At 63.3% G+C, this 21,597-nt stretch carries 21 protein-coding genes; 8 read left to right on the forward strand and 13 right to left on the reverse strand.

The window, feature by feature from the left end; genetic code table 11:
* Nucleotides 1–14: 14 nt before the first annotated feature.
* Together ABNP31_RS23380 and cbpA are read right to left on the reverse strand one after the other, a co-directional pair.
* Complete coding sequence (locus ABNP31_RS23380; RefSeq protein ID WP_025340803.1) at nucleotides 15–320, reverse strand: chaperone modulator CbpM; 306 nt, start codon at nucleotides 318–320, stop codon at nucleotides 15–17.
* A 2-nt stretch (nucleotides 321–322) separates the two neighbouring features.
* On the reverse strand, nucleotides 323–1,276 hold the full coding sequence (cbpA, locus tag ABNP31_RS23385) for a curved DNA-binding protein (protein ID WP_133975706.1): 954 nt from the start codon (nucleotides 1,274–1,276) through the stop codon (nucleotides 323–325).
* Nucleotides 1,277–1,440: 164 nt separating this feature from the next.
* Between cbpA and ABNP31_RS23390 the strand changes: the two genes are divergently transcribed.
* Nucleotides 1,441–2,712 (forward strand): Hsp70 family protein, encoded by a 1,272-nt coding sequence (locus ABNP31_RS23390; RefSeq protein ID WP_350012815.1) that lies wholly within the window; start codon nucleotides 1,441–1,443, stop codon nucleotides 2,710–2,712.
* 134 nt (nucleotides 2,713–2,846) lie between these two features.
* On the opposite strand, the gene ABNP31_RS23395 is transcribed toward ABNP31_RS23390, so the two are convergent.
* The 3 genes from ABNP31_RS23395 to ABNP31_RS23405 all read right to left on the reverse strand — a co-directional run bounded on the left by ABNP31_RS23395 (nucleotide 2,847) and on the right by ABNP31_RS23405 (nucleotide 5,064).
* Complete coding sequence (locus ABNP31_RS23395; protein WP_025340806.1) at nucleotides 2,847–3,854, reverse strand: AI-2E family transporter; 1,008 nt, start codon at nucleotides 3,852–3,854, stop codon at nucleotides 2,847–2,849.
* Between the two features lie 71 nt (nucleotides 3,855–3,925).
* Nucleotides 3,926–4,213 carry a PsiF family protein gene (locus ABNP31_RS23400; protein ID WP_085663554.1) on the reverse strand — a complete coding sequence of 96 codons (288 nt, stop codon included), beginning with the start codon at nucleotides 4,211–4,213 and terminating at the stop codon, nucleotides 3,926–3,928.
* A gap of 62 nt (nucleotides 4,214–4,275) precedes the next feature.
* Nucleotides 4,276–5,064 (reverse strand): AraC family transcriptional regulator, encoded by a 789-nt coding sequence (locus ABNP31_RS23405; protein WP_025340807.1) that lies wholly within the window; start codon nucleotides 5,062–5,064, stop codon nucleotides 4,276–4,278.
* A gap of 227 nt (nucleotides 5,065–5,291) precedes the next feature.
* Between ABNP31_RS23405 and ABNP31_RS23410 the strand changes: the two genes are divergently transcribed.
* Nucleotides 5,292–6,164 (forward strand): DMT family transporter, encoded by an 873-nt coding sequence (locus ABNP31_RS23410; RefSeq protein ID WP_085663553.1) that lies wholly within the window; start codon nucleotides 5,292–5,294, stop codon nucleotides 6,162–6,164.
* Here ABNP31_RS23410 and ABNP31_RS23415 read toward each other — a convergent pair.
* On the reverse strand, nucleotides 6,161–7,051 hold the full coding sequence (locus tag ABNP31_RS23415) for an esterase/lipase family protein (protein ID WP_085663552.1): 891 nt from the start codon (nucleotides 7,049–7,051) through the stop codon (nucleotides 6,161–6,163). The genes ABNP31_RS23410 and ABNP31_RS23415 overlap by 4 nt on opposite strands.
* A 123-nt stretch (nucleotides 7,052–7,174) precedes the next feature.
* On the opposite strand from ABNP31_RS23415, the gene osmE reads away from it, so the two are divergent.
* Nucleotides 7,175–7,516: an osmotically-inducible lipoprotein OsmE gene (gene osmE, locus ABNP31_RS23420; protein ID WP_015271980.1), complete on the forward strand. Its 342-nt coding sequence runs from the start codon at nucleotides 7,175–7,177 to the stop codon at nucleotides 7,514–7,516.
* Between the two features lie 48 nt (nucleotides 7,517–7,564).
* Nucleotides 7,565–8,095 (forward strand): ferritin-like domain-containing protein, encoded by a 531-nt coding sequence (locus ABNP31_RS23425; RefSeq protein ID WP_350012816.1) that lies wholly within the window; start codon nucleotides 7,565–7,567, stop codon nucleotides 8,093–8,095.
* A 129-nt stretch (nucleotides 8,096–8,224) separates the two neighbouring features.
* On the opposite strand, the gene ABNP31_RS23430 is transcribed toward ABNP31_RS23425, so the two are convergent.
* Nucleotides 8,225–10,291, reverse strand: coding sequence for an AsmA family protein (locus ABNP31_RS23430; protein WP_085663551.1), 2,067 nt, complete (start codon nucleotides 10,289–10,291; stop codon nucleotides 8,225–8,227).
* A gap of 341 nt (nucleotides 10,292–10,632) precedes the next feature.
* Between ABNP31_RS23430 and ABNP31_RS23435 the strand changes: the two genes are divergently transcribed.
* The 3 genes from ABNP31_RS23435 to ABNP31_RS23445 all read left to right on the forward strand — a co-directional run bounded on the left by ABNP31_RS23435 (nucleotide 10,633) and on the right by ABNP31_RS23445 (nucleotide 13,204).
* Nucleotides 10,633–11,175, forward strand: coding sequence for a phage infection protein (locus ABNP31_RS23435; RefSeq protein ID WP_085599702.1), 543 nt, complete (start codon nucleotides 10,633–10,635; stop codon nucleotides 11,173–11,175).
* Nucleotides 11,176–11,297: 122 nt separating this feature from the next.
* Entirely contained in the window at nucleotides 11,298–11,930 is a 633-nt protein-coding gene (gene fabR, locus ABNP31_RS23440; RefSeq protein WP_003259042.1) for an HTH-type transcriptional repressor FabR, read from the forward strand.
* Nucleotides 11,931–12,106: 176 nt separating this feature from the next.
* Nucleotides 12,107–13,204, forward strand: coding sequence for an AGE family epimerase/isomerase (locus ABNP31_RS23445; protein ID WP_350012817.1), 1,098 nt, complete (start codon nucleotides 12,107–12,109; stop codon nucleotides 13,202–13,204).
* A gap of 98 nt (nucleotides 13,205–13,302) precedes the next feature.
* Here the strand turns inward: ABNP31_RS23445 and ABNP31_RS23450 are convergent, their stop codons facing one another.
* From ABNP31_RS23450 to ABNP31_RS23475, 6 genes are all read right to left on the reverse strand, one after another.
* The gene (locus tag ABNP31_RS23450) at nucleotides 13,303–14,070 is read right to left on the reverse strand and encodes an SDR family oxidoreductase (RefSeq protein ID WP_075046516.1); all 768 of its coding nucleotides are present in this window, start codon (nucleotides 14,068–14,070) and stop codon (nucleotides 13,303–13,305) included.
* 698 nt (nucleotides 14,071–14,768) lie between these two features.
* The gene (locus ABNP31_RS23455; RefSeq protein WP_015271986.1) at nucleotides 14,769–15,485 is read right to left on the reverse strand and encodes an ABC transporter ATP-binding protein; all 717 of its coding nucleotides are present in this window, start codon (nucleotides 15,483–15,485) and stop codon (nucleotides 14,769–14,771) included.
* On the reverse strand, nucleotides 15,482–16,357 hold the full coding sequence (locus tag ABNP31_RS23460) for an ATP-binding cassette domain-containing protein (RefSeq protein ID WP_025340815.1): 876 nt from the start codon (nucleotides 16,355–16,357) through the stop codon (nucleotides 15,482–15,484). The genes ABNP31_RS23455 and ABNP31_RS23460 overlap by 4 nt, the downstream gene beginning before the upstream one ends.
* Nucleotides 16,354–17,655, reverse strand: coding sequence for a high-affinity branched-chain amino acid ABC transporter permease LivM (gene livM / locus ABNP31_RS23465; protein ID WP_238066982.1), 1,302 nt, complete (start codon nucleotides 17,653–17,655; stop codon nucleotides 16,354–16,356). The genes ABNP31_RS23460 and livM overlap by 4 nt, the downstream gene beginning before the upstream one ends.
* Nucleotides 17,656–17,657: 2 nt before the next feature.
* A complete protein-coding gene (locus tag ABNP31_RS23470; RefSeq protein WP_013974411.1) occupies nucleotides 17,658–18,572 on the reverse strand; it encodes an ABC transporter permease subunit in 915 nt (304 codons plus the stop codon).
* A gap of 156 nt (nucleotides 18,573–18,728) precedes the next feature.
* A complete protein-coding gene (locus ABNP31_RS23475) occupies nucleotides 18,729–19,865 on the reverse strand; it encodes a branched-chain amino acid ABC transporter substrate-binding protein (RefSeq protein WP_015271988.1) in 1,137 nt (378 codons plus the stop codon).
* Nucleotides 19,866–20,389: 524 nt separating this feature from the next.
* Between ABNP31_RS23475 and pncB the strand changes: the two genes are divergently transcribed.
* On the forward strand, nucleotides 20,390–21,595 hold the full coding sequence (pncB, locus tag ABNP31_RS23480) for a nicotinate phosphoribosyltransferase (RefSeq protein WP_350012818.1): 1,206 nt from the start codon (nucleotides 20,390–20,392) through the stop codon (nucleotides 21,593–21,595).
* Nucleotides 21,596–21,597 lie beyond the last annotated feature (2 nt).

Below are 21,597 nucleotides of genomic sequence, written 5' to 3' on the forward strand. Positions count from 1 at the left end.
CGGGCCTGCAAACCTCACATCTGGGTAAACCTGCCCAACCGCTGCCTCAGCATGTTGTTCTCGCTGCGCAGCTGCTGCACTTCCTGCAGCAGCTCCAGCGCCAGCGCCACCCCTTCCCACTCCAGTTCCAGCTCCTGATGCAGCTTCGCCGCACGTTTGGCCAACAACGGCGCCTGATCGTCGAACAACCAGTCCTCCGGCGTTCGGCCGGAAGGTTCGACAATGCCGTGCTCGACGATTTCGATCACGCAGTCAGCCGTGATATCGGCCTCCTGACACAAGGTACGCATGTCCAGTTGAACGATCAGGGTGCTGCTCATGATCACTTACTCCATTGTGTCCTCGGGTTGAACGCAGCCTTCTCGGAAAGCTTGGTCCACAATTCGCGGGCAGACTCGTCGGATGCTGGCGGCATGACCACTTTCAGTTGCGCGTAAAGGTTGCCGCGCTCGCCACTCTTGTTGGCCAGGCCCTTGCCCGGCACGCGCAGGCGCTGGCCGCTCTGGCTGTCGGGGCGGATGGTGAGGTTGATCTTGCCGTCCAGGGTCGGCACGGCCACCTTGGCGCCCAGTGCTGCCTCCCACGGTGCCAGCGGCACGGTGATGATCAGGTCATGACCTTCGACATCGAACAGCGGGTGCGGTGCCATGCGAATGGTCAGGAACAGGTCGCCATTGGCCCCGCCACCACTGCCCGGCGCGCCCTGGCCCTTGAGGCGGATGCGCTCGCCGTCGGTCACCCCTGCCGGGATCTTCACGTTCAGGGTCTTGGTAGTGAAGCCGGTGCGCTGGCCCATGGCATTGGTCTGCGGCACCTGGAAGCTGATCTGCTTGGACTCCTTGCTCAGGGTCTCTTCAAGGAATACCGCCAGTTCTAGCTCCACGTCCTGCCCCCGCCTGCCGGCGCTGCGTTGCTGCTGGCGGGCACCACCGAACGGGTTGCCACCCCGGCTACCAAAGATCGAGCTGAAAAAGTCAGAAAAATCACCGCCTTCGAAACCACCGCCACCGCCGCGGCTTTCCCAGCCCGGTGGTGCCTGGAACGGCCGGCCATGCTGGCCGCCGTACTTGCGGATTTCGTCGAATTCGGCACGTTTCTGCGCGTCGCCCAGCACTTCGTAGGCCTCGTTGGCCTCCTTGAATTTTTCCTCGGCGTCGCGCTCCTTGCTGACATCGGGGTGATACTTGCGCGCCAGCTTGCGGTACGCGGCCTTGATCGCCTTGTCGTCCGCCGTGGGCTCTACGCCGAGTATCTTGTAATAGTCTTTGAAGTCCATCTATGGATCACCAATGTGAATGTGCGTGTTGCAAAAGAAAATAGGGGTCAAGCATAGCCTTTCAAGACCGCCTTGGGTTTGCTCCATGGCAGACGACCGGTCTTGATTCTGTAGCCAACTGGCATACACTGCGCGGCCGTTTTGCCTCCGGAAGCTCATTCCCCATGTCTGACGTATCCCCGGCCCGCGCCCTGGGCATCGACTTTGGCACCTCCAACTCCACGGTCGGCTGGCACCGCCCCGGCGTCGAGTCGCTGATTGCCCTGGAAGACGGCAAGATCACCTTGCCCTCGGTGGTGTTCTTCAACATCGAGGAGCGTCGCCCGGTATATGGCCGCCTGGCACTGCACGAGTACCTGGAAGGCTACGAAGGCCGCCTGATGCGTTCGCTGAAAAGCCTGCTGGGTTCCAAGCTGATCAAGCACGACACCAGCGTGCTGGGCAGCGCCCTGCCATTCAAGGACCTGCTGGGCATGTTCATCGGCGAGCTGAAAAAACGCGCCGAGGCCGCTGCCGGGCGCGAGTTCGAGCAGGTGGTGCTGGGCCGCCCGGTGTTCTTCGTCGACGAAGACCCGGCCGCCGACCAGGAGGCCGAGGACACCCTGGCCGAAGTGGCGCGCAAGATCGGCTTCAAGGATGTGTCGTTCCAGTACGAGCCGATTGCCGCGGCCTTCGACTACGAGTCGAGCATCAGCCGCGAAGAGCTGGTGCTGATCGTCGACATTGGCGGGGGTACCTCGGACTTCACCCTGATCCGCCTGTCGCCCGAGCGCCACCTGGTGGCCGAGCGCCAGAGCGACATCCTCGCCACCGGCGGCGTGCACATTGGCGGTACCGACTTCGACAAGCAGCTGAGCCTGCAGGGCGTGATGCCGCTGTTCGGCTACGGCAGCCGCATGAAGAGCGGCGCGCTGATGCCGACCAGCTATCACCTCAACCTCGCCACCTGGCACACCATCAACGCCCTGTACTCGCAGAAGTCGCAGCTGGCGCTGGGCAGCATGCGCTATGACATCGAGGACACGCTGGGCATCGACCGCCTGTTCAAGCTGATCGAAGAGCGTGCCGGGCACTGGTTGGCGATGGAAGTGGAGGCCAGCAAGATCGAGCTGACCGAGCAGCAGAGCCGCCACGTCGACCTAGGCCGCATCGAGCGCGATCTGGGCGTGGACCTGTCCCGAGCGCTGTTCGAGGGGGCTATCGAAGGGTTGCTGGAGCGGGTGCGTGGTAGCGTGAGCGAACTGCTGGTCAAGGCTGGAGTGAGCGAAACACAGGTCGATACGGTCTTCTTCACCGGCGGTTCCAGCGGGATTCCGGCGCTGCGCAACAGCGTGTCGGCGATGCTGCCGAATGCGCGGCATGTGGAAGGCAACATCTTTGGCAGCATTGGTAGCGGGCTGGCCATCGAGGCGCGCAAGCGTTACGGCGTAGCCTGAGCCATCCCTTTCACCTGTGCCGGCCTCTTCGCGGGTAAACCCGCTCCCACAGGGTCCCCGCAAGTCTTGAGAGAAGTGGCGAACCTGTGGGAGCGGGTTTACCCGCGAAGAGGCCGGTACTGGTCAATAAAGAATCAGACCAGTTCGGCCCGCTTCAGCTCACTCTTCAGGTAGGCATAGTAGATCGGCCCCGCCACCACCCCCGGCAGCCCGAACGCCGCTTCGAACACCAGCATCGCCAGCAGCAGTTCCCACGACTTGGCACTGATCTGCCCGCCCACGATCCGTGCGTTGAGGAAGTACTCGACCTTGTGGATGACGATCAGGTAACCCAGCGCCGCCGCCGCCACCCAGATCGACAGCGACAGGCCGACGATGGTGATCAGGGTATTCGACATCAGATTGCCGATCACCGGCAGCAGGCCCAGCAGGAAGGTCAGCACGATCAGCGTCTTGGTCAGCGGCAGGTGCACATCGAACATCGGCAGCACCACGGCCAGGAAGATGCCGGTGAAGGTGGTGTTGAGCAGCGAAATCTTGATCTGCGCGAAGACGATGTTGCGAAACGCCTGCACCAGCAGGCTCAGGCGCTCGAACAGCGCCGCCGCCAGCGGCTTGCGCCGGGAGATGTCGGGGATGCGCTGCAAGGCGACGATGGCGCCCAGGATCATGCCGATCAACAGGGTGACGAACATGTGCGCCATGCCCTTGCCCACCAGCTGCAGGTCGCTCAGGTGGCTCTTGATCCAGTCACCGATGGCCACCTTGAACTCCGCCGCACTGGCCGGCAGGTAGCCTTCGATGAACGGCGGCAGCTGCCCGCGGGCGCGCTCCACCAGGGCCATGAACTTGTCCAGCGAAGCCCCGGGGTTTTCCGCCTCGTGCAGCAAAAAGCTGAAAGCACCGGCAAACAGCAGGGTCAGGGTGCTGACCACCAGCGTGCCGAGCAGCGCTACAGCCAACCAGCGGGCGCGCTGCCCGGCAATCAGCGGCTGCAGCCGCGGCGTGAGCATGTTGACCAGCTCGAACACCAGCAGGCCGGCCAGCAGGCTCGGCAGCAATTTCAGGGGCAACGCCAGCAACAGGCCGGCAAACACGATGATCCAGCTGGCCAGGGTGACCTGGCGGGGGGTGAAGGTCATACAGCCTCAACGGCAGACAACGGGAAAGACCCGCAGTCTGCCAGCCTTACGTCTGCAGGCATAGGCGCAGGTCATTTCTTCTTCAGGCAGTCGCTCATGAACGCTTTGCGCTCGTCACCCTTCAGGGCCTTGGTGGTGGCGTCGGCGTTGCAGGTTTTCATCTTTTCTTGCTGGGATTGCGGCACATCCTTCTTCAGGCAGGTGCTCATGAAGGCTTTGCGCTCATCGCCCTTGAGGGCCTTGGCGGTGGCGTCGGCGTTGCAGGTTTTCATCTTTTCCTGCTGCGCGGTATTGGCGGCGAAGCCTTGGGCGCTGAACAACACCGCCAACACCAGTAAGGGGATTTGCAGCACTTTCATGGAGTAGTCTCCTTGGCTCCGCGCCCGATGCACGGGGGTCGAGCTGAGTGTAGCCAAGAATTTCAACGCCCTGCCCGTGCCTGGCGGCGGTATTGCTCGGGCGTGCACTGGGCCTGGCGCTGGAACATGGCGATGAACGCCGAGGCGCTGCTGTAGCCCAGGTCGAAGGCGATGGCCTGGATCGGCTGGCCGGCCTCCAGCGCTTCGATGGCGCGCAGAAAGCGCAGGCGCAGGCGCCATTCGCCAAAACTGATGCCCAGTTCACGCAGGAACTGGCGGGCCAGGGTACGTTCGCTGACATGCACCTTGGCGGCCCAGTCGGCTAGCGGGCGGTTGTCGCCCGGCTCGGCACCGAGGGCATCGAGCACCTGGCGCAAGCCTTCGCTGTGGGCAAACGGCAGGTAGCAGGCCTGGGTGGGCGCCAGCAGCAACTGGTCGAGCAGCACTTGCACCAGGCGCTGGTCGCGCTCGCCCTCGGCCACCCGCAGGTCGCGCCGGGCGAAGTCGGCGAGGATGGCCTTGAGGATGTCGCTGATCATCAGGCTGCACGGTTGCTGCGGCAGTGCGGCGCACAGGCTGCGGTCCAGGTAGACCGAACGGTAGACGATGGCCTGCGGGTTGTAGCAGCCATGCTCGGTGTCGGGCGGCACCCACACGGCGTATTGCGGCGGCGACAGGAAGTGCTGGCCAGCGACCTCCAGGTGCATCACGCCGTGGGCGGTGTAGTTGAGCTGGCCCCAGGCGTGGCGATGCAGGGCGCTGCGGGTGTCGGCACCGAACTCGTCGTGGCGGAAGTACACCGGGGCCGGGAGCCGGGTGAATTGGGGAATGTCGAGGTATTTGCGCGGCATGCTGTCTGCTTTGCGGGGTGGGTTGTCTGGATAGGAGTATAGGCTTGTAGACAGACAGTTGATAATGGCTGTCATCGGGGCCTGCTGCGCAGGCCATCGCGACACAAGGCCGCTCCTACAGGGACCCGCGTTGTCTTCCGGGCCTGCGCGATACCTGTAGGAGCGGCCTTGTGTCGCGATGGGCTGCAAAGCAGCCCCAATCCAAGCCCCAACGAGTAACCTGCTACATGAACTACCTGTTCCCCCTGACCGCCATCCTGATATGGGCCGGCAACACCGTGGTCACCAAGATGTCCGCCGGCGCCATCCACCCCGCCGAAATCGGCTTCTACCGCTGGCTGCTGGCCGCGCTGTTGTTCACCCCGTTCCTGCTGCCCGCCGTGTGGCGCAATCGCGCGGCCATTCGCCCGCACCTGGGCAAGGTTTTCGTGCTGGGCATGCTGGGCATGGCGCTGTACCAGAGCCTGGCCTACTTCGCCGCCGGCATCACCAGCGCCACCAACATGGGCATCATCCTCTCGCTGATGCCACTGATGTCTCTGGCACTGTCCATCGCCTGGCTGGGCCAGCGCCTGAGCTACGGCGCCCTGCTGGGCGCGCTGGTGTCATTTTTCGGCGTGCTTGAAGTGGTCAGCGCCGGCCACCCCGCCAGCCTGTTGCAACAAGGCCTGAACAGCGGCGACCTGCTGATGCTGGTGGCCACACTGGCCTACGCGCTGTACAGCTTCCTGCTGAAGAAATGGCAGCTGCGCCTGCCGCCGATGCAGCTGCTGTACCTGCAGGTGCTGGTAGCCATCGTCGTGCTGCTGCCGCTGTTCGTGCTGTCGGACAAGACTGGCCTGAACAGCCGCAACATCGGCCTGGTGCTGTACGCCTGCGTGCTGGCCTCGATGATCGCGCCCCTGGTATGGATGCAGGCCGTGCACCGCCTGGGGCCCAGCCGCACCACGCTGTTCTTCAACCTGCTGCCGCTGGTCACGGCACTGATCGCCGCCGTGATGCTCGACGAGCAGCTGGCCCGCTATCACCTGGTCGGCGGCCTGCTGACCCTGGCGGGCGTGGTGCTGGCCGAGCGCTGGACCACACCGATCCGTCGTTAGAGCCCTGCCGCCTTGAGCCGGGCGGCATGTTCGGTGAACAGTCGCACCGGTTCGGCACCCTTGCCCACCGCACCAAGCGACTGGTTGACGATATCCAGGTGGTCGAGCGGGTAATCGTCGCCGATCACCTGCCCCAGGTGCGAACTGAAGCGCCCGACCATACCGTCGCAATGGCCCTTTTCCTTGACGAAACTGCGCGCGAACAGGCGGCAGAAGTGGCTGCTGCCGTCGAAACGGTTGCGCCGCTGGTCGGTCAGGCCGGGCTGCAAGGTGCCTGACCAGGAGTAATAGCGCACGCCATCGACCTCATAGGCCCCTTCCCCACCCCAGGTGTCTGGCAACCCCTGTGGATAAGCCTGGTTGAACAGCGCCACCCCGGCGCTGGTCAACGACTGGTGCGAGGCGTGTACATCCACCGGCAGCGGGTCGCGGCGCCAGCCGGTTTCCAGCCACACCAGCAGCACGGCCAAGCCATGCAGCACAGCCTTCAGGATGCGCCCCTGCGGGGAATCGCCCGGTGCCGTACGCTCCAGGTAGTCGGCCAGTTCCGAGCCATGGTTGGGCCCCGCCACCGAGGTGACCGAAGCCACCCGACCGGGCCGCCTGGCAGCCGCGTAGCGCGCGCTCAGGGCACCCTGGCTGTGGCCGATGAGGTTGACCTTTTCCGCTCCGGTGCGCAGGCAGATGTCTTCGATGATGGCCAGCAACTGCTCGCCGCGCACCTCGCTGGAATGCAGTGGCGAAACCTGCACCGGGAACACCTGCGCCCCGCCCTTGCGCAGGGCCGGCACGATGCCGAACCAGTAGGGGTAGAGCACTACCCGGACAAAACCGAGCATGCCCGGCACCAGCACCAACGGGTATCGCGTGGCCAATTCCTGCTGCATTGCCCCAGCCCCTTTCCGTGGACGACCGGCCAACACTACAGCGGCCTTGATGACCATCGCAATCGAACTCCCGGCGCGCGCTGCGGTTCCAAACCACACATACCCTTTGCAAGGAGCGGGACCATGTACAAGCAGACCCTGGCAATCCTTCTGGCAAGCGCCACCCTCGCCGCCTGCGGCAGCCGCCCGGAAAACCCGGTGGACTACGTCACCTACCGCGACGAGCCGCTGGTCAAGCAGGTGGAAAAAGGCATGACCATGCAGAAAGTCATCGCCATCGGCGGCAGCCCGTCCAACGTGATCGACCTCCCCCATGGCGGCACCTGCAACGACTACATCCTCAACCACGATGGCCACCAGCAGCCCTACTACGTGCGCTTCGACGCCACCGGCCATGTCGACGCCAAGGGCTTCAAGACTTGCAAACAACGCGAAGAAGACAGCGACGCCGTCCACGGCGCCTGAGCCTTCCAGGCCATATCCATGACCACCCTGATGTTCCAGGAGATGAACATGAATGCGACTGAACTGACCGATGTGAAAACCCTGCGCGAACGTGCCCGCCAGCATGTCGAGCAAGGTGCGGTGACCGAGGGTTACGATGCTGATCGCCAACAGATCCTGCGCCTGCTCAATGATTCACTGGCCACCGAACTGGTCTGCGTGCTGCGCTACAAGCGTCACTACTTCATGGCCAGCGGCATCAAGGCCAGCGTGGCTGCCGATGAATTCCTCGAGCATGCCAACCAGGAAGCCGAGCACGCCGACAAGCTTGCCGAACGGATCGTGCAGTTGGGTGGAGAGCCGGATTTCAACCCGGACAACCTGAGCAAGCGGTCTCATGCCCAATATGTGGCGGGCACTTCATTGAAGGAGATGGTGCTGGAAGACCTGGTGGCGGAGCGGATCGCCATCGATAGCTATCGCGAGATCATTCGGTACATTGGGGATAAAGATCCGACTACGCGGCGGATTTTTGAAGACATCCTCGCGCAGGAAGAAGAGCACGCGGACGATATGTCCGACCTGTTGCAAGGCTTGTGATTGCTGGGGGCGCTTTGCGCCCCATCGCGACACAAGGCCGCTCCTACAGAGGGATCGCGTCTCGGCAGATTTGCGCGATTCCCTGTAGGAGCGGCCTTGTGTCGCGATGGGCTGCGAAGCGGCCCCCTGCTATTTCCTCTCTTTTACCACCGCCGGCGCCTTGCCCGCCTTCATCTGCTGCAACAGCGGCGTGCACTGGTTGGGATCATCCCCGCTGCTAGGCGCAATCAGCGCCAGCAACCCCGCCGCCGGCCCGGCCACCACACCCAACGCCACCATCCCCGCCCCGCGCAACGCCAGCGGCACCGCCTGCACCCCGGCACTGGGCTTGGCGAACGGCCCGCGCACATACAGCGGCGAGCGCAGCGAGAACAGCCGCAGCCCTTTCGATTCAGGAGTAATTTTCAGGTCCAGCTGCTCCGTGGCGAAATTGGCCGTGCCGTTGATGTAGATGATCGCGTTCTCGGTATCGAAGATGAACAGGCGCGTGGTCGCCAGGCCATCCTTGATGCCCACGTCAGCCGCTGCACAGTTGATCTTCACATCCTCATCACCAAACAGCTTGCCGACCACATAGTTGCCCACGTTCAACCCGGCAATCTCCATCAGGCTGCGGCTGATGGCGCCATCGTTGATCAACATGCGCAGGTCGCCATTGGCCGTGCCCAGCAAGGCGGCTACCGAGTTGCCCCGGCCGGCGATATCGGCATCGCCATTCAACTCACCGAAGCTGGTCTGCATCGGCGCAAAGGATGGGAACAACTGCTTGAGCTTGAAGCCCCGCGCCGTCAGCCGGGCACGCCCCTGCAACGGCACGTTGCGGCCATCCAGGCGGATTCTGGAAGCGAGGTTGCCGCCAGCCACGCCAAAACGCAGGGGCTCCAGGCGCAGCAGGCCGTCCTCCAGTATCACGTGGGCCGACAGGTCGTTGAACGGCAGTTGTGCGCTGTGCACGATGCGCTTGCCGGCGAAGGTGACGTCGGCGTCCATCGTGCGCCAGCGCTCGGTGCGGAACTCTTCCACCGGCAGCACCTTGCCCGCCGGCTGTTTGCTGGCACCCCCGCGGGCCTTCTGCTCGGCGTTGGAGTCGGCGCCGATCAGCGGCGCCAGGTCCTTGAACAGCAACTGGTTGGACACCAGGTTGCCGGACAGCTTGGGCCGTGGCTGGCTGGCAACGAAGGCCAGGTCGCCGTGGATATCGCTGTCACCGATCTTGCCGTTGAAACCTTGGTAGTTGAAGGTCGCCCCTTGCGCCGCGTGCAGGTTGGCGCTGAGGTGGCCGTCGGTGGAATAGGCCGGGGTGTCGGGCAGGGTTACGCCGGTCAGCGGGTAGAGGTTGCCCAGGCTGGCCCCGGACAGGCGCAGGCGCAGGTCGAGGGCGCCGAGGTTGCGCGGGTCGGTCAGGGTGCCGGCGAGTACCACATGGGTGTCGGCGATGTGCACGTCAGCCTGCAGCGGGAACGGCTGGCTGGCGTCCTGCAGGGCCAGCAGGCCGCCGATCTTGCCGGTGCCGGACACTGGCTGGCCTTTGTAGCGGCCCTGGGCCTTGAGCCCGAAGGCGTAGTCCTGCGCGGCACCGGCCTTCTCGGCGCTGGCCTTGCCGACGATGTCGCTGAACGGGACAGGCTTGCCCAGCGGGTCGATCTGCACCTTCATGCTGGTTTTCAGGGTTTGGTCATCGAAGCTGACATTGCCCTGGTCGAAGCCGATGGCGCCAATGTCCAGCTGCCATTTGGAAGGCTCTGCGTTTTCATCCTTGGGGCCGAAGTCGAAGATCCAGTTGGCGCGGCCATCGGCCAGGCGGGTGAGGCTGGCTGTGGGCTTGGTCAGGTCGATGCGCGGGATGCTGATCTGCTGGAACAGCAGCGGCAGCGGCGCCAGGCGGAACGCCACGCGCTCCAGGCCGACCATCTTCGGTTCCTTGAGCCACTCGGGGTTGCCCAGGGTCAGGTCTTCGGCAATGAAGTGCGGCCAGGGCACCCAGGCACGCCAGCCCCCCTCTTCTGGTTCGGTGCGCCAGTCCACGGCAAGGTTGCCATTGATCGCGAAGGGCCGCTGCAGGGCCTCGGATACTTTCTCGTTGAGCAGGGGCTTGACGCGGTTCCAGTCGAAGGTGGCGATCACCACCACCAGGATCGCCAGCAGGGTCAGCAGGCTGGTGAAGGTCCAGAGGAGGATTCTGGCGGGACGCGTCATTGCGTGATTCTCCTTGCGGTATGGCACAGAACAGGTGCAGCGGTGGCACTCAATATCTCGGACTGATGAAAACCCGTGGGGTTTTATCGATGGCGCCATGATAGCGAAGTTTTTCCTGGCCTTTTGCTCAGCAATTCGTCGCGCCAGACCATACGTGTTACCCGCAAACATCGCCATCAAATTGCCACCCTCCGGCCTGGAAAGTGCTTTCTAGAGCAGCTTGCAACCTCTATCAATACGGTCGATTGTTACCATTACCCGTATGAACTTCTCTCTGGCGTTACCCGGCGTAGCATTGGCTCCGTACCCACTTTCCAGCCCCCGAGAGGAGCACCGAAATCATGAAACGCCATCTGCTGACCCTGACCCTGTCCATCCTGGCCGCCAACGCTTTTGCCCTGCCGGCCGACGAGCAACACCTGACCGCCGAATCGCGCTCCAGCGCTGCCGAAATCGCCCAGCCGCTGAAAACCGTTGCCGAAGGTGGTGCTGATCGCCTGATCGAACGTAGTGGCCGTGTTGCCGAAGGTGGTTCCGATCGCCTGATCGAACGTAGTGGCCGCGTCGCCGAAGGTGGCTCCGATCGCCTGATCGAACGTAGTGGCCGTGTTGCCGAAGGTGGCTCCGATCGCCTGATCGAACGTAGTGGCCGCGTTGCCGAAGGTGGTTCCGATCGCCTGATCGAACGTAGTGGCCGCGTTGCCGAAGGTGGCTCGGATCGCCTGATCGAACGTAGTGGCCGTGTTGCCGAAGGTGGTTCCGATCGCCTGATCGAACGTAGTGGCCGTGTTGCCGAAGGCGGCTCGGATCGCCTGATCGAACGTAGTGGCCGTGTTGCCGAAGGTGGCTCCGATCGCCTGGTTGAACTCAGCCGTGTGAGCTGATCACCATGGCCGAAAAGAACAACCTCTGTCACAACGCTTGCTACCCTCCAGGCCCGGTCCATTGACCGGGCTTTGTTTTTTTAACTAGAGTGCCCAGCCTTACCGCCACAGAAGCCCGCACCATGCTGCCGCGCGCCGAACAGAAGCTACAGACCCGCCAGGCCCTGCTCGATGCCGCCTGCCAGCTCATGGAGAGTGGCCGTGGTTTCGGCAGTATCAGCCTGCGCGAAGTGGCGAAGACAGCCGGCATCGTACCCACCGGCTTCTACCGGCATTTTTCCGACATGGACGCCCTGGGCCTGGCCCTGGTTGCCGAGGTCGACACTACCTTCCGCCAGACCATCCGCCTGGTGCGCCAGAACGAATTCGAACTGGGCGGCATCACCGACGCATCGGTGCGCATCTTCCTCGACGTGGTCGCCGCCCACCGTGCGCAGTTCCTGTTCCTCGCCCGTGAGCAGTACGGCGGTTCGCAGGCCGTACGCCAAGCCATTGCCCGCCTGCGCCAGGACATCAGCGACGACCTGGCCACCGACCTGGCGCGGATGAAGCGCTGGCAGCACCTGGATAGCGCCGCGCTGGCGGTGATGGCCGACCTGGTGGTGAAAACCGTGTTCGCCACCCTGCCAGAGCTTATCGACAGCCCCGAAGCGGGTTATCCACAGGCGTTGACGCCGCAGGAAAAGATCACCCAGCAGTTGCGCTTCATCTTCGTGGGGGCGCGGCATTGGCAGGGGCTTGGCAACCCGAGCTGATCGGTAGCCTGTGCCGGCCTCTTCGCGGGCATGCCCGCTCCCACAGGTACCCCGCATTGCTCGAACCTTGTGGTGATCCTGTGGGAGCGGGCGTGCCCGCGAAGAGGCCGGCACAGACTACCCACAACCCCAGTTCTGCTACCATGGCGCCCTGCCCGACAGCGACGAGCGCCGAAATGTCCGACCCCCGCCCCACCCTGCCCGAACTGGCCCGCTTCAACCAGCACTTCGCCGAACGCATCGTGCCGTTGTGGCAAGGCCCGGGCTGGAACGCCGACATGGCCCTGCCCTACGAGGCACTGGACGCCCAGCACCAGCCATTGCCGGTGCAGCGCTACCGGGCCATGGCCTGCGCGCGTCAGCTGTACCTGTTCAGCAGCCGCATCGGGCAACCGGGCGCAGCCGAGCGTGCGGCCGCCTTGTTCCGCTCGCTGCAGAAGCACTTCCACGACGCCGAACACGGCGGCTGGTTCTACAGCATCGACGCCCAGGGCAAACCGCTGGATCGGCGCAAGGACCTCTACACCCACGCCTTCATCGTCTTCGCCTGTGCACATTACTGGGGCAAGGTGCGTGAAAACCTGGTGGAGTCCACGCTGAACGCCGCGATGGACATCATCGACCAGCAGTTCGCCCGCGACGATGGCCTGTACGAAGCCAGCCTCGCTGAAGACTGGGCCGACCTCGGCAGCGGCCCGCTGCAGAACCCGCAGATGCACCTGGCCGAAGCCTTCCTGCAGGTGCTGGCGGTGCGTGACGACGAGCATGCCCAGCAGTCGTTGCTGCACCTGTGCGAGGCGCTGCAGGAACACTTCATCGACCCCGCCCACGGCCTGATGCTGGAAAAGCCACGCGGCACTGTGGATAACTGGTTCGAGCCAGGGCACCAGTTCGAGTGGTTCTACCTGCTGCATACCTCGCCACTGCTGCGTGATACGCCGCTGCATGCGTCCATCGACCGGGCTTTCGGCTACGCCGAGCAGTACGGTGTGAAGGACACCGCGGTACTGGCGATGCTGGATGTGGATGGCCAGGTGCTCGACGCCACCCAGCGGATCTGGGCGCAGGCGGAATACCTGCGGGCGCTGGTGTTGCGGACAGGGGGCGAGGCGAAGCTGGCCGGGCAGTTGCAGGCGCTGGAAGCGCGGTTCCTGCGTGAGGCGGGCTGGTATGAGTGCCGGGATGGGCAAGGTAGTGTCAGCCGGCATGATATGCCTTCTACTACGCCCTATCATTTGGCGACTTGCCTGGAAGGGTTGCAGCGCCTGAGCTGACGCATTCGCGGGTGAACCCGCTCCCACAGGGATAGCGCCTGCTCCGAAACCGGTGCAGTACCTGTGGGAGCGGGTTTACCCGCGAAAAGGCCCTCGGATCAGCCTTTGACCGATCGGTCGATCGAGAACCCTGCCCAGTCCTGGCTCACCGGCATCAGCTCGAGGCTGTTGATGTTGATATGCGCCGGCTGGTTGAGGATCCAGAAGATGGTCTCGGCAATGTCCTGCGGCTGGATCGGCTCGGCACCGGCATAGGTGGCGTCGTATTTGGCCTGGTCACCGCCGAAGCGCACCAGCGAGAACTCGCTCTCGCACAGGCCCGGCTCGATGTTGCTCACGCGCACGCCCGTACCCCGCAGGTCGCAGCGCAGGCTCAACGAGAACTGGCCGACGAAGGCCTTGGTGCCGCCGTACACGTTGCTGCCCGGGTACGGGTAGTTGCCCGCCACCGAACCTACGTTGAGGATCGACGCCCCACGGCCATGGGCGATCAGCCGTGGCAGCAGCAGGCGGGTGGTGTACATCAGGCCCTTGATGTTGGTGTCGACCATGGTTTCCCAGTCGTCCAGGCTGCAGTTCTGCGCCGCGTCCACACCCAGCGCCAGGCCTGCGTTGTTGACCAGGCCGCGCAGCTTGTCGAAGCCGGCCGGCAGGCTGGCGATGGCCTGCTCCATGGCCTTGCGGTCACGCACGTCGAGCACCAGGCCATGTACTTCGGTCTTGGCCGACAGTTCGGCGCACAGGGCGTCCAGGCGCTCCTTGCGGCGGCCAGTGAGCACCAGCTTCCAGCCGGCTTCGGCGAAGCGGCGGGCAGTGGCCTCGCCGAAACCGGAAGTCGCGCCAGTGATGAATACGGTGGACGTCATGCTCTGTTCCTCACGGTGGATTGTCATCGGCAGGCTTGCAGCATGCCCGCGCCGGGCGCTTGCAGCAACCCGCCCGGGGCACTGTTCGTTTTTTGATCATATGCGGCAAACCCTTGCAGCAGAGGGCTCGGCACCAGCTATGCGCATGTTATCCACAAGGCTTTCCCCACGGATTGGGGGCAACTTGTCCATGGTGCGGAACCCTTTCAGCGACTTGTGGTCGGTGGATATCTTTTCGGTGATGGCGCAAGGCTTTCAGGCATGCCGTCTGCAGCGGTCTGTCCAAGGTTTTTTCACAGGGTTATCCACAGGTTTTGCGCGAGCCTTGGAATGAATGCAGGGCTTTAAAAAACCTGGGAAAATCATCCACAAGGCGCCTGTGATCAAAAAATGATCATGAAGCTGCAGGGCTTGTTATCAAAGGGCTCGAGCGAGATGCCACCATGTTTTCCACAGGCGGTTCCACATTATCCGTGGAAAAGATCGGGCCTGTGGAAACAAGGGCTTGGGATGGGATGCTGGAGTGTATGGAGGCAGGCCCGCGACAAGTTGTCCACATTTGGAATCGGGGCTGCTTTGCAGCCCATCGCGACACAAGGCCGCTCCTACAAGGGGCCGCGATGCCACATGGAATCGCAGATCGCCTGTAGGAGCGGCCTTGTGTCGCGATGGGCCGCAAAGCGGCCCCCCAGTGCAACTCAATGCCCGCCGAGATAGGCGTTGCGCACTTCCTCGTTGACCAACAGCTCCTGCCCCGTGCCGCTCATGCGAATCTGCCCGTTGACCATCACATAAGCCCGGTCCGACAGTTTCAGCGCATGGTTGGCGTTCTGCTCCACCAGGAAGATGGTCATCCCGGTCTTGGCCAATTCACGCAAGGTCGAGAAGATCTGCTTGACCACGATCGGCGCCAGCCCCAGCGATGGCTCATCCAGCAGCAGCAACTTTGGCCGGCTCATCAGCGCGCGGGCAATGGCCAGCATCTGCTGCTCGCCACCGGACATGGTCATGGCCCTCTGGTTACGCCGCTCTTTCAGGCGCGGGAACAGCTCGTACATGCGCTGCATGTCTTCGTCGGCATGCTTGTCACCGATGGGGATGGTACCCATCATCAGGTTCTCCTCGACGGTCATGTCGGGGAACACCCGGCGCCCTTCCGGCGACTGGGCGATGCCGTTGGAAGCGATGTAGTGCGACGACTTGCGAGTGATGTCGGTGCCGCGGTACACGATATGCCCCGACGCCGCCCGCGGCTGACCGAAGATCGACATCAGCAGGGTCGACTTGCCGGCACCGTTGGCGCCGATCAGGCTGACCGTCTCGCCCTCGTTGATGTGCATCGAGACCTTTTTCAGCGCCTGGATCGGGCCGTAGAACACGTCCAGGTCCTTCAGTTCGAGAATGGGTGCACTCATACCAGTTCCTCTTCATCGGCACCCAGGTAGGCGGCGATCACCGTCGGGTTGTGGCGGATATCCTGCGGCGCGCCTTCGGCAATCACGTTGCCGTGGTCGAGCACCACGATATGGTCGGAAATGCTCATGACCATGCCCATATCGTGTTCGATCAGCACCACGGTGATGTCGTGCTCGTCGCGCAGCACGCGGATCATGCGGCTGAGAGCTTCGGTTTCCTGTGGGTTCAGGCCAGCCGCCGGTTCGTCCAGGCAGATGATCTTCGGCCGCGTGCACATGGCCCGGGCGATTTCCAGGCGGCGCTGCTGGCCGTACGACAACTCGCCAGCCAGGCGGTTGGCGCAATCGACCAGGTCGACCACCTCCAGCCAGTAGAACGCGTGGTCCAGTGCGTCACTCTCGGCCTTGCGGTAGGCCTTGGTGTTGAGCACCCCGGCCAGCAGGTTGCGGTTGACCCACATGTGCTGGGCCACCAGCAGGTTCTCCACCACCGACATTTCCTTGAACAGGCGAATGTTCTGGAAGGTGCGTGCCAGGCCGGCGCGGTTGACCAGGTGGGTACCGCCGAACATCTTGTAGTACATGCGGTTGGCAAAGCGCGCCGGCGAGACGAAGTCCGCCACCTGGAAGCGCTCGCCGAGCAGCTGGATGACATTGGTGTGGCTGCCGCGCACGTTCAGCTCGATGCGCCCGCCACTGGCCTTGTAGAACCCGGTCAGGCAGTTGAACACGGTGGTCTTGCCCGCACCGTTGGGGCCGATCAGGGCGAAGATCTGGTTGCGCCGGACCTTCAGGCTGACATCGCTGAGCGCCTTGATGCCACCGAACTGCATCATCAGGTTGTCGACCGAGAGAATGATATCGTCGCTCATGGCGCCACTCCTTTACGCGGGGTCACACCGGTACGGCTGATGCGGATCAGCCCACGCGGTCGCCAGATCATCATCAGCACCATCAGCACACCGAACAGCAGCACGCGGTATTCGGAGAAGCTGCGCAGCAGCTCGGGCGCCACGGTCAGCACGAAGGCCGCGATCACCACACCTACGGTCGAGCCCATGCCACCGAGCACGACGATGGCGAGGATCAGCGCCGACTCGAAGAAGGTGAACGACGACGGGTTGACGAAGCCCTGGTAGGTGGCAAAGAACACCCCGGCCAGGCCGGCGGTGGAGGCACCCAGGGTAAACGCCGAAAGCTTGACCAGCACGTGGTTCAGGCCCATCGAGCGGCAGGCGATCTCGTCTTCGCGTAGCGCTTCCCAGGCACGGCCGACCGGCATGCGGGTCAGGCGATGCTTGATGTACAGCACGGCCAGCACAACGATGAACAGCACTGCGTAGATGAACACGAACTTGAGGTTGGCGTTGTAATCGAAGCCGAAGAACTCGTGGATCGGTACCCCACCGTCCTTGGCCCTACGGCCGAACTCCAGGCCGAAGAAGGTCGGCGCCGGTGCCGGCATGCCGTTCGGGCCGCCGGTGAACGACAACCAGTTGTTCAGCACCAGGCGGATGATCTCGCCAAAGCCCAGGGTCACGATCGCCAGGTAGTCGCCGTGCATCCGCAACACCGGGAAGCCGAGTATGCACCCCGCCAGCGCCGCGGCGATGGCCGCCAGTGGCAGCACGCTCCAGAAGCCCAGGCCAAGGTACTGGTAACCCAGCGCCAGGCCGTACGCGCCGATGGCATAGAACGCCACGTAGCCCAGGTCGAGCAGGCCGGCCAGACCGACCACGATGTTCAGCCCCAGGCCCAGCAACACGTAGATCAGGCCGAGGATGACCACGGTCAGCAGGTACTTGTTGGCGAAGATCGGGAAGACGATGGCAATCACCACCAGCGCAGGGATGATATAGCGCAGCCGCGATACGTAGTTCGGCGCGCGCACATGCACGCCCGAACCACCGCTTTCGAAGCCCTGGAGCATGCGCGAGCCGGCGGCCGTCTGCAGGTACAGGCTGAGCAGGAAGCGCCCCAGCATCACCCCGCCGACCAGCCAGGCCACACGCCGCGGCTCGGCATTGAAGGTGTAGCCGTCGAGCACCACGCCGACCACAGGGCCAAACACGATGAGTGCCAGCAGGCCGGCGACGATGGTCTCCAGCAGGCTGCGTTTGATGTCGAAACTTCTGGTTTCAGTAACGGAGGCAGTTTTGGCAATGGACATGTTCACACCTTAGCCACGAGCGGGCGACCCAGCAGGCCTTGTGGGCGGAAGATAAGGATCATCACCAGCAGCGAGAAGCTGAACACATCCTTGTAGTCGGAGTTGATCAGGCCAGAGAACAGCGACTCGGAAATACCCAGGATGATCCCGCCGAGCATGGCGCCAGGCAGCGAGCCGATACCGCCGAGCACCGCAGCGGTGAACGCCTTGATGCCGATGATGAAGCCGGCGTAGAAGTCGAAGGTGCCGTAGTTCATGGTGATCAGCACGCCGGCCAGGGCGGCCATCACCGCACCGATGACGAACACGTAGGAGATCACCCGGTCGGTGTTGATGCCCAGGATCGAGGCCATCTTGCGGTCTTGCTGGGTGGCACGGCACATGCGGCCGAGCTTGGTGTACTTGATCACGTAGGTGAGCAGGCCCATGCCAACGAAGGCTGCCACCAGGATGAAGATCTTGGTGTAGGTCAGTTGCACGAAGCCGGTGCCCACTTCGACACGCCAGGCACCTTCCAGCAGGGTTGGCACGCCTTGCTGGCGGGCGCCCTGGCTGATCTGTGCGTAGTTCTGCAGGATCAGCGAGATGCCGATGGCACTGATCAGCGGTGCCAGGCGGGTGGAGTTGCGCAGGGGTTTGTAGGCGATGCGTTCGATGGTGAAGCCGTACACGCCGGTGACGACGATGGTGAACAACAGGGTGCCCAGCATCAACAGGGGGAACGACTCGATACCGAAATAAGCCAGCAATGCCAGGCTGATCGCCGCGAGGTACGCGGAAATCATATACACCTCGCCGTGCGCGAAGTTGATCATGCCGATGATGCCATAGACCATTGTGTAGCCGATGGCGATCAGGCCATAGACCGACCCGAGGGTCAGGCCGTTGACCAGTTGCTGCAGGAAAATACCATCCATAACGCAATCTCACCTGATTGAGATTGCACGAGCGCCGACCACGGCGGGCCTGGGACAAGGCGGCCCTCGCAGCGCAGTACTGTGCAGATCTACGGATAAAGACAGGTACCGCGGGGCTTTGGCCCGGGGCTGACGCGCCCGGGCCGTGGGCCGTTGTTATTTTTGTTTTTCCAGCTGGTGGTACTTGCCTTGGGCATCCCACTGGTAGACCACATAGTCGGACACGGTCAGGTCTCCCTTCGAGTCCCACTTTTTCTCGCCCATGACGGTCTGCACCGGGTTGGCCTTGAGCCACTTGGCAGCGTCTTCGCCCTTGTTCGACTTGGCGCCGTTGAACGCGGCAGCCAGGGCCTGCAGCGAGGCGTAGGCGTACAGGGTGTAGCCTTCAGGTTCGGTACCGGCCTTGCGGAACTCCTCCACCACCGCCTTGCTGTCCGGCAGCAGGCGCGGGTCGGCGCCGAAGGTCATGTACACACCATCGACGTACTGCGCGCCGCCGGCGGTGGACACCAGTTCGTCGGTGACGATGCCGTCATCGGACATGAACTTGACGTCCTTCAGGCCCTGCTCGCGCAGCTGGCGTACCAGCGGGCCGGCTTCCGGGTGCAGGCCGCCGAAGTAGACCACGTCGGCACCGGTGGAACGGATCTTGGTGACGACGGCGCTGAAGTCCTTCTCGCCGCGGGTCAGGCCTTCGTACAGCACCGGTTTGACGCCGCGTTTCTCCAGCTGTGCCTTGGTCGCGTCGGCCAGGCCCTGGCCGTAGGTGTCCTTGTCGTGCAGCACCGCGACTTTCTTGCCCTTGAGCACGTCGACGATGTAGTCGCCGGCGACGATGCCCTGCTGGTCGTCACGGCCGCACATGCGGAACATGGCGCCCAGGCCGCGCTCGGTGACCTGTGGGTTGGTGGAGCCCGGGGTGATGGCGATGACGCCAGCCTCGTCATACACCTCGGAGGCCGGGATGGTGTTGGAGGAACAGAAGTGGCCGACCACGCCGATCACCTTGTCCTGGTCGACCAGGCGGTTGGCCACGGCCACGGCCTGCTTCGGCTCGCAGGCGTCATCGCCTTTGACCAGCACGATTTTCTCGCCGTTCACGCCACCGGCGGCGTTGATCTTGTCGGCCGCTGCCTGCGCACCTTTCATGTACTGCTCGCCAAACGCTGCGTTAGCCCCGGTCATCGGGCCCGCTACACCGATCTTGACGTCGGCCTGAACATACGAAGAAACACCCAGTGCCGTAGCTACGGCCAGAGCCAGGAAACCTTTCTTGTAAAACGTCTGCGACATGAGGTGGTGCTCCTAGAGTTTTTTTTGGTTGGCACTACAACTTCTCAGCCCTGTGCTCTGAGCAAGGGCCGTGCCATAGGTTTTGTCTTCCGGGAAAACACACTATGCAAGTTGCCGGCAGGCGACCGACGGCCTTTTCTTTATTGAGCGTGCAACCGTCTGCCACGCGGCAGGCGCCACCACACGTACAGACAAGGAGCAACCATCGAGTGCCATCATTGCAACCCTGGCAAGTGTTTACGTGCAACCGCCCTGTAACAGCGGACGTCACCGAACTGCACACAGCTGGTGCGCGACTGCTACAGGCGGCACCGTTTCAAGGCTAGCTGGTGCACGAAAAAACACGCGGTTTTGGCAGATCCGGCCTCTTCGCGGGCTCGCCCGCTCCCACAGGTATTGCACCGTTCCTGAGCTCGGAGGTGTTCCTGTGGGAGCGGGCAAGCCCGCGAAGAGGCCGGAACAGCCACACGAGGCGCAAAAGGCTGGCACAATGTCCGCCATTCGCCGCTTCCGGAGCCCCATTGATGAGCGAGAGCGCATTCGCCGAGCGCATCGTGCACAACCTGCTCGACACCGACTTCTACAAACTCACCATGATGCAGGGCGTGCTGCACAACTACCCGGACGCCGACGTCGAGTGGGAATTCCGCTGCCGCAACGGCGAGGACCTGCGCCCCTACCTCGGCGAGATCCGCAACCAGCTCGAACTGCTCAGCGACCTCACCCTGGATGACGGCCAGCTGGCCTTCCTCGAACGTATCAGCTTCCTCAAGCCTGACTTCCTGCGCTTTCTGCGCCTGTTCCGCTTCAACCTGCGCTACGTAGGCCTGGGGATAGAAAACGACCAGCTGTTCCTGCGCCTGAAAGGCCCGTGGCTGCATGTGATCCTGTTCGAAGTGCCGCTGCTGGCGATCATCAGCGAAGTGCGCAACCGCCACCTGCACCCGCGCATGCGCCTGGCCGAGGCCCGCGACCAGCTGTACCGCAAGTTCGACTGGCTGCGCGCACATGCCAGCGACGATGAACTGGCCGAACTGCAGGTGGCCGACTTCGGCACCCGTCGGCGCTTTTCCAGCCGTGTGCAGGAAGAAGTGGTACGTGTGCTGCGCGACGATTTCCCGGGCCGCTTTGTCGGCACCAGCAACGTCGACCTGGCATGGAAACTGGATATCAAGCCGCTGGGCACCATGGCCCATGAATGGATCATGGCCCACCAGCAACTCGGCCCGCGACTGATCGACAGCCAGATCGCCGCGCTGGACTGCTGGGTGCGCGAGTACCGCGGCCTGCTCGGTATCGCCCTGACCGATTGCATCACCATGGATGCCTTCCTCGGCGATTTCGACCTGTACTTTGCCAAGCTGTTCGATGGCCTGCGCCACGACTCGGGCGAACCGGTGGCCTGGGCGGAAAAGGCCATTGCCCATTACCAGAAACTGGGTATCGACCCGATGACCAAGACCCTGGTGTTTTCCGACGGTCTCAACCTGACCCGCTCGCTGGAAATCTTCCGTGCCCTGCGCGGTCGCATCAACGTCAGCTTTGGCATCGGCACCAACCTGACCTGTGATATCCCGGGCGTGGCCCCGATGAGCATCGTGCTTAAAATGACCGACTGCAACGGCGCGCCGGTGGCGAAGATCTCGGACGAAGCCGCCAAGACCCAATGCCGCGACGAGAACTTCGTCGCCTACATGCGCCATGTATTCAAAGTCCCCAGCAAGGAGTAACC

Source organism: Pseudomonas asiatica, from assembly GCF_040214835.1.
GTDB lineage: Bacteria > Pseudomonadota > Gammaproteobacteria > Pseudomonadales > Pseudomonadaceae > Aquipseudomonas > Aquipseudomonas putida_Z.

Excerpts from the sequence above, each read along its gene's own strand:
- ABNP31_RS23380 (WP_025340803.1), bottom strand. The coding sequence starts at position 320 with ATGAGCAGCACCCTGATCGTTCAACTGGACATGCGTACCTTGTGTCAG.
- cbpA (WP_133975706.1), bottom strand. The coding sequence starts at position 1,276 with ATGGACTTCAAAGACTATTACAAGATACTCGGCGTAGAGCCCACGGCG.
- ABNP31_RS23390 (WP_350012815.1), top strand. The coding sequence starts at position 1,441 with ATGTCTGACGTATCCCCGGCCCGCGCCCTGGGCATCGACTTTGGCACC.
- ABNP31_RS23395 (WP_025340806.1), bottom strand. The coding sequence starts at position 3,854 with ATGACCTTCACCCCCCGCCAGGTCACCCTGGCCAGCTGGATCATCGTG.
- ABNP31_RS23400 (WP_085663554.1), bottom strand. The coding sequence starts at position 4,213 with ATGAAAGTGCTGCAAATCCCCTTACTGGTGTTGGCGGTGTTGTTCAGC.
- ABNP31_RS23405 (WP_025340807.1), bottom strand. The coding sequence starts at position 5,064 with ATGCCGCGCAAATACCTCGACATTCCCCAATTCACCCGGCTCCCGGCC.
- ABNP31_RS23410 (WP_085663553.1), top strand. The coding sequence starts at position 5,292 with ATGAACTACCTGTTCCCCCTGACCGCCATCCTGATATGGGCCGGCAAC.
- ABNP31_RS23415 (WP_085663552.1), bottom strand. The coding sequence starts at position 7,051 with ATGCAGCAGGAATTGGCCACGCGATACCCGTTGGTGCTGGTGCCGGGC.
- osmE (WP_015271980.1), top strand. The coding sequence starts at position 7,175 with ATGTACAAGCAGACCCTGGCAATCCTTCTGGCAAGCGCCACCCTCGCC.
- ABNP31_RS23425 (WP_350012816.1), top strand. The coding sequence starts at position 7,565 with ATGAATGCGACTGAACTGACCGATGTGAAAACCCTGCGCGAACGTGCC.
- ABNP31_RS23430 (WP_085663551.1), bottom strand. The coding sequence starts at position 10,291 with ATGACGCGTCCCGCCAGAATCCTCCTCTGGACCTTCACCAGCCTGCTG.
- ABNP31_RS23435 (WP_085599702.1), top strand. The coding sequence starts at position 10,633 with ATGAAACGCCATCTGCTGACCCTGACCCTGTCCATCCTGGCCGCCAAC.
- fabR (WP_003259042.1), top strand. The coding sequence starts at position 11,298 with ATGCTGCCGCGCGCCGAACAGAAGCTACAGACCCGCCAGGCCCTGCTC.
- ABNP31_RS23445 (WP_350012817.1), top strand. The coding sequence starts at position 12,107 with ATGTCCGACCCCCGCCCCACCCTGCCCGAACTGGCCCGCTTCAACCAG.
- ABNP31_RS23450 (WP_075046516.1), bottom strand. The coding sequence starts at position 14,070 with ATGACGTCCACCGTATTCATCACTGGCGCGACTTCCGGTTTCGGCGAG.
- ABNP31_RS23455 (WP_015271986.1), bottom strand. The coding sequence starts at position 15,485 with ATGAGTGCACCCATTCTCGAACTGAAGGACCTGGACGTGTTCTACGGC.
- ABNP31_RS23460 (WP_025340815.1), bottom strand. The coding sequence starts at position 16,357 with ATGAGCGACGATATCATTCTCTCGGTCGACAACCTGATGATGCAGTTC.
- livM (WP_238066982.1), bottom strand. The coding sequence starts at position 17,655 with ATGTCCATTGCCAAAACTGCCTCCGTTACTGAAACCAGAAGTTTCGAC.
- ABNP31_RS23470 (WP_013974411.1), bottom strand. The coding sequence starts at position 18,572 with ATGGATGGTATTTTCCTGCAGCAACTGGTCAACGGCCTGACCCTCGGG.
- ABNP31_RS23475 (WP_015271988.1), bottom strand. The coding sequence starts at position 19,865 with ATGTCGCAGACGTTTTACAAGAAAGGTTTCCTGGCTCTGGCCGTAGCT.
- pncB (WP_350012818.1), top strand. The coding sequence starts at position 20,390 with ATGAGCGAGAGCGCATTCGCCGAGCGCATCGTGCACAACCTGCTCGAC.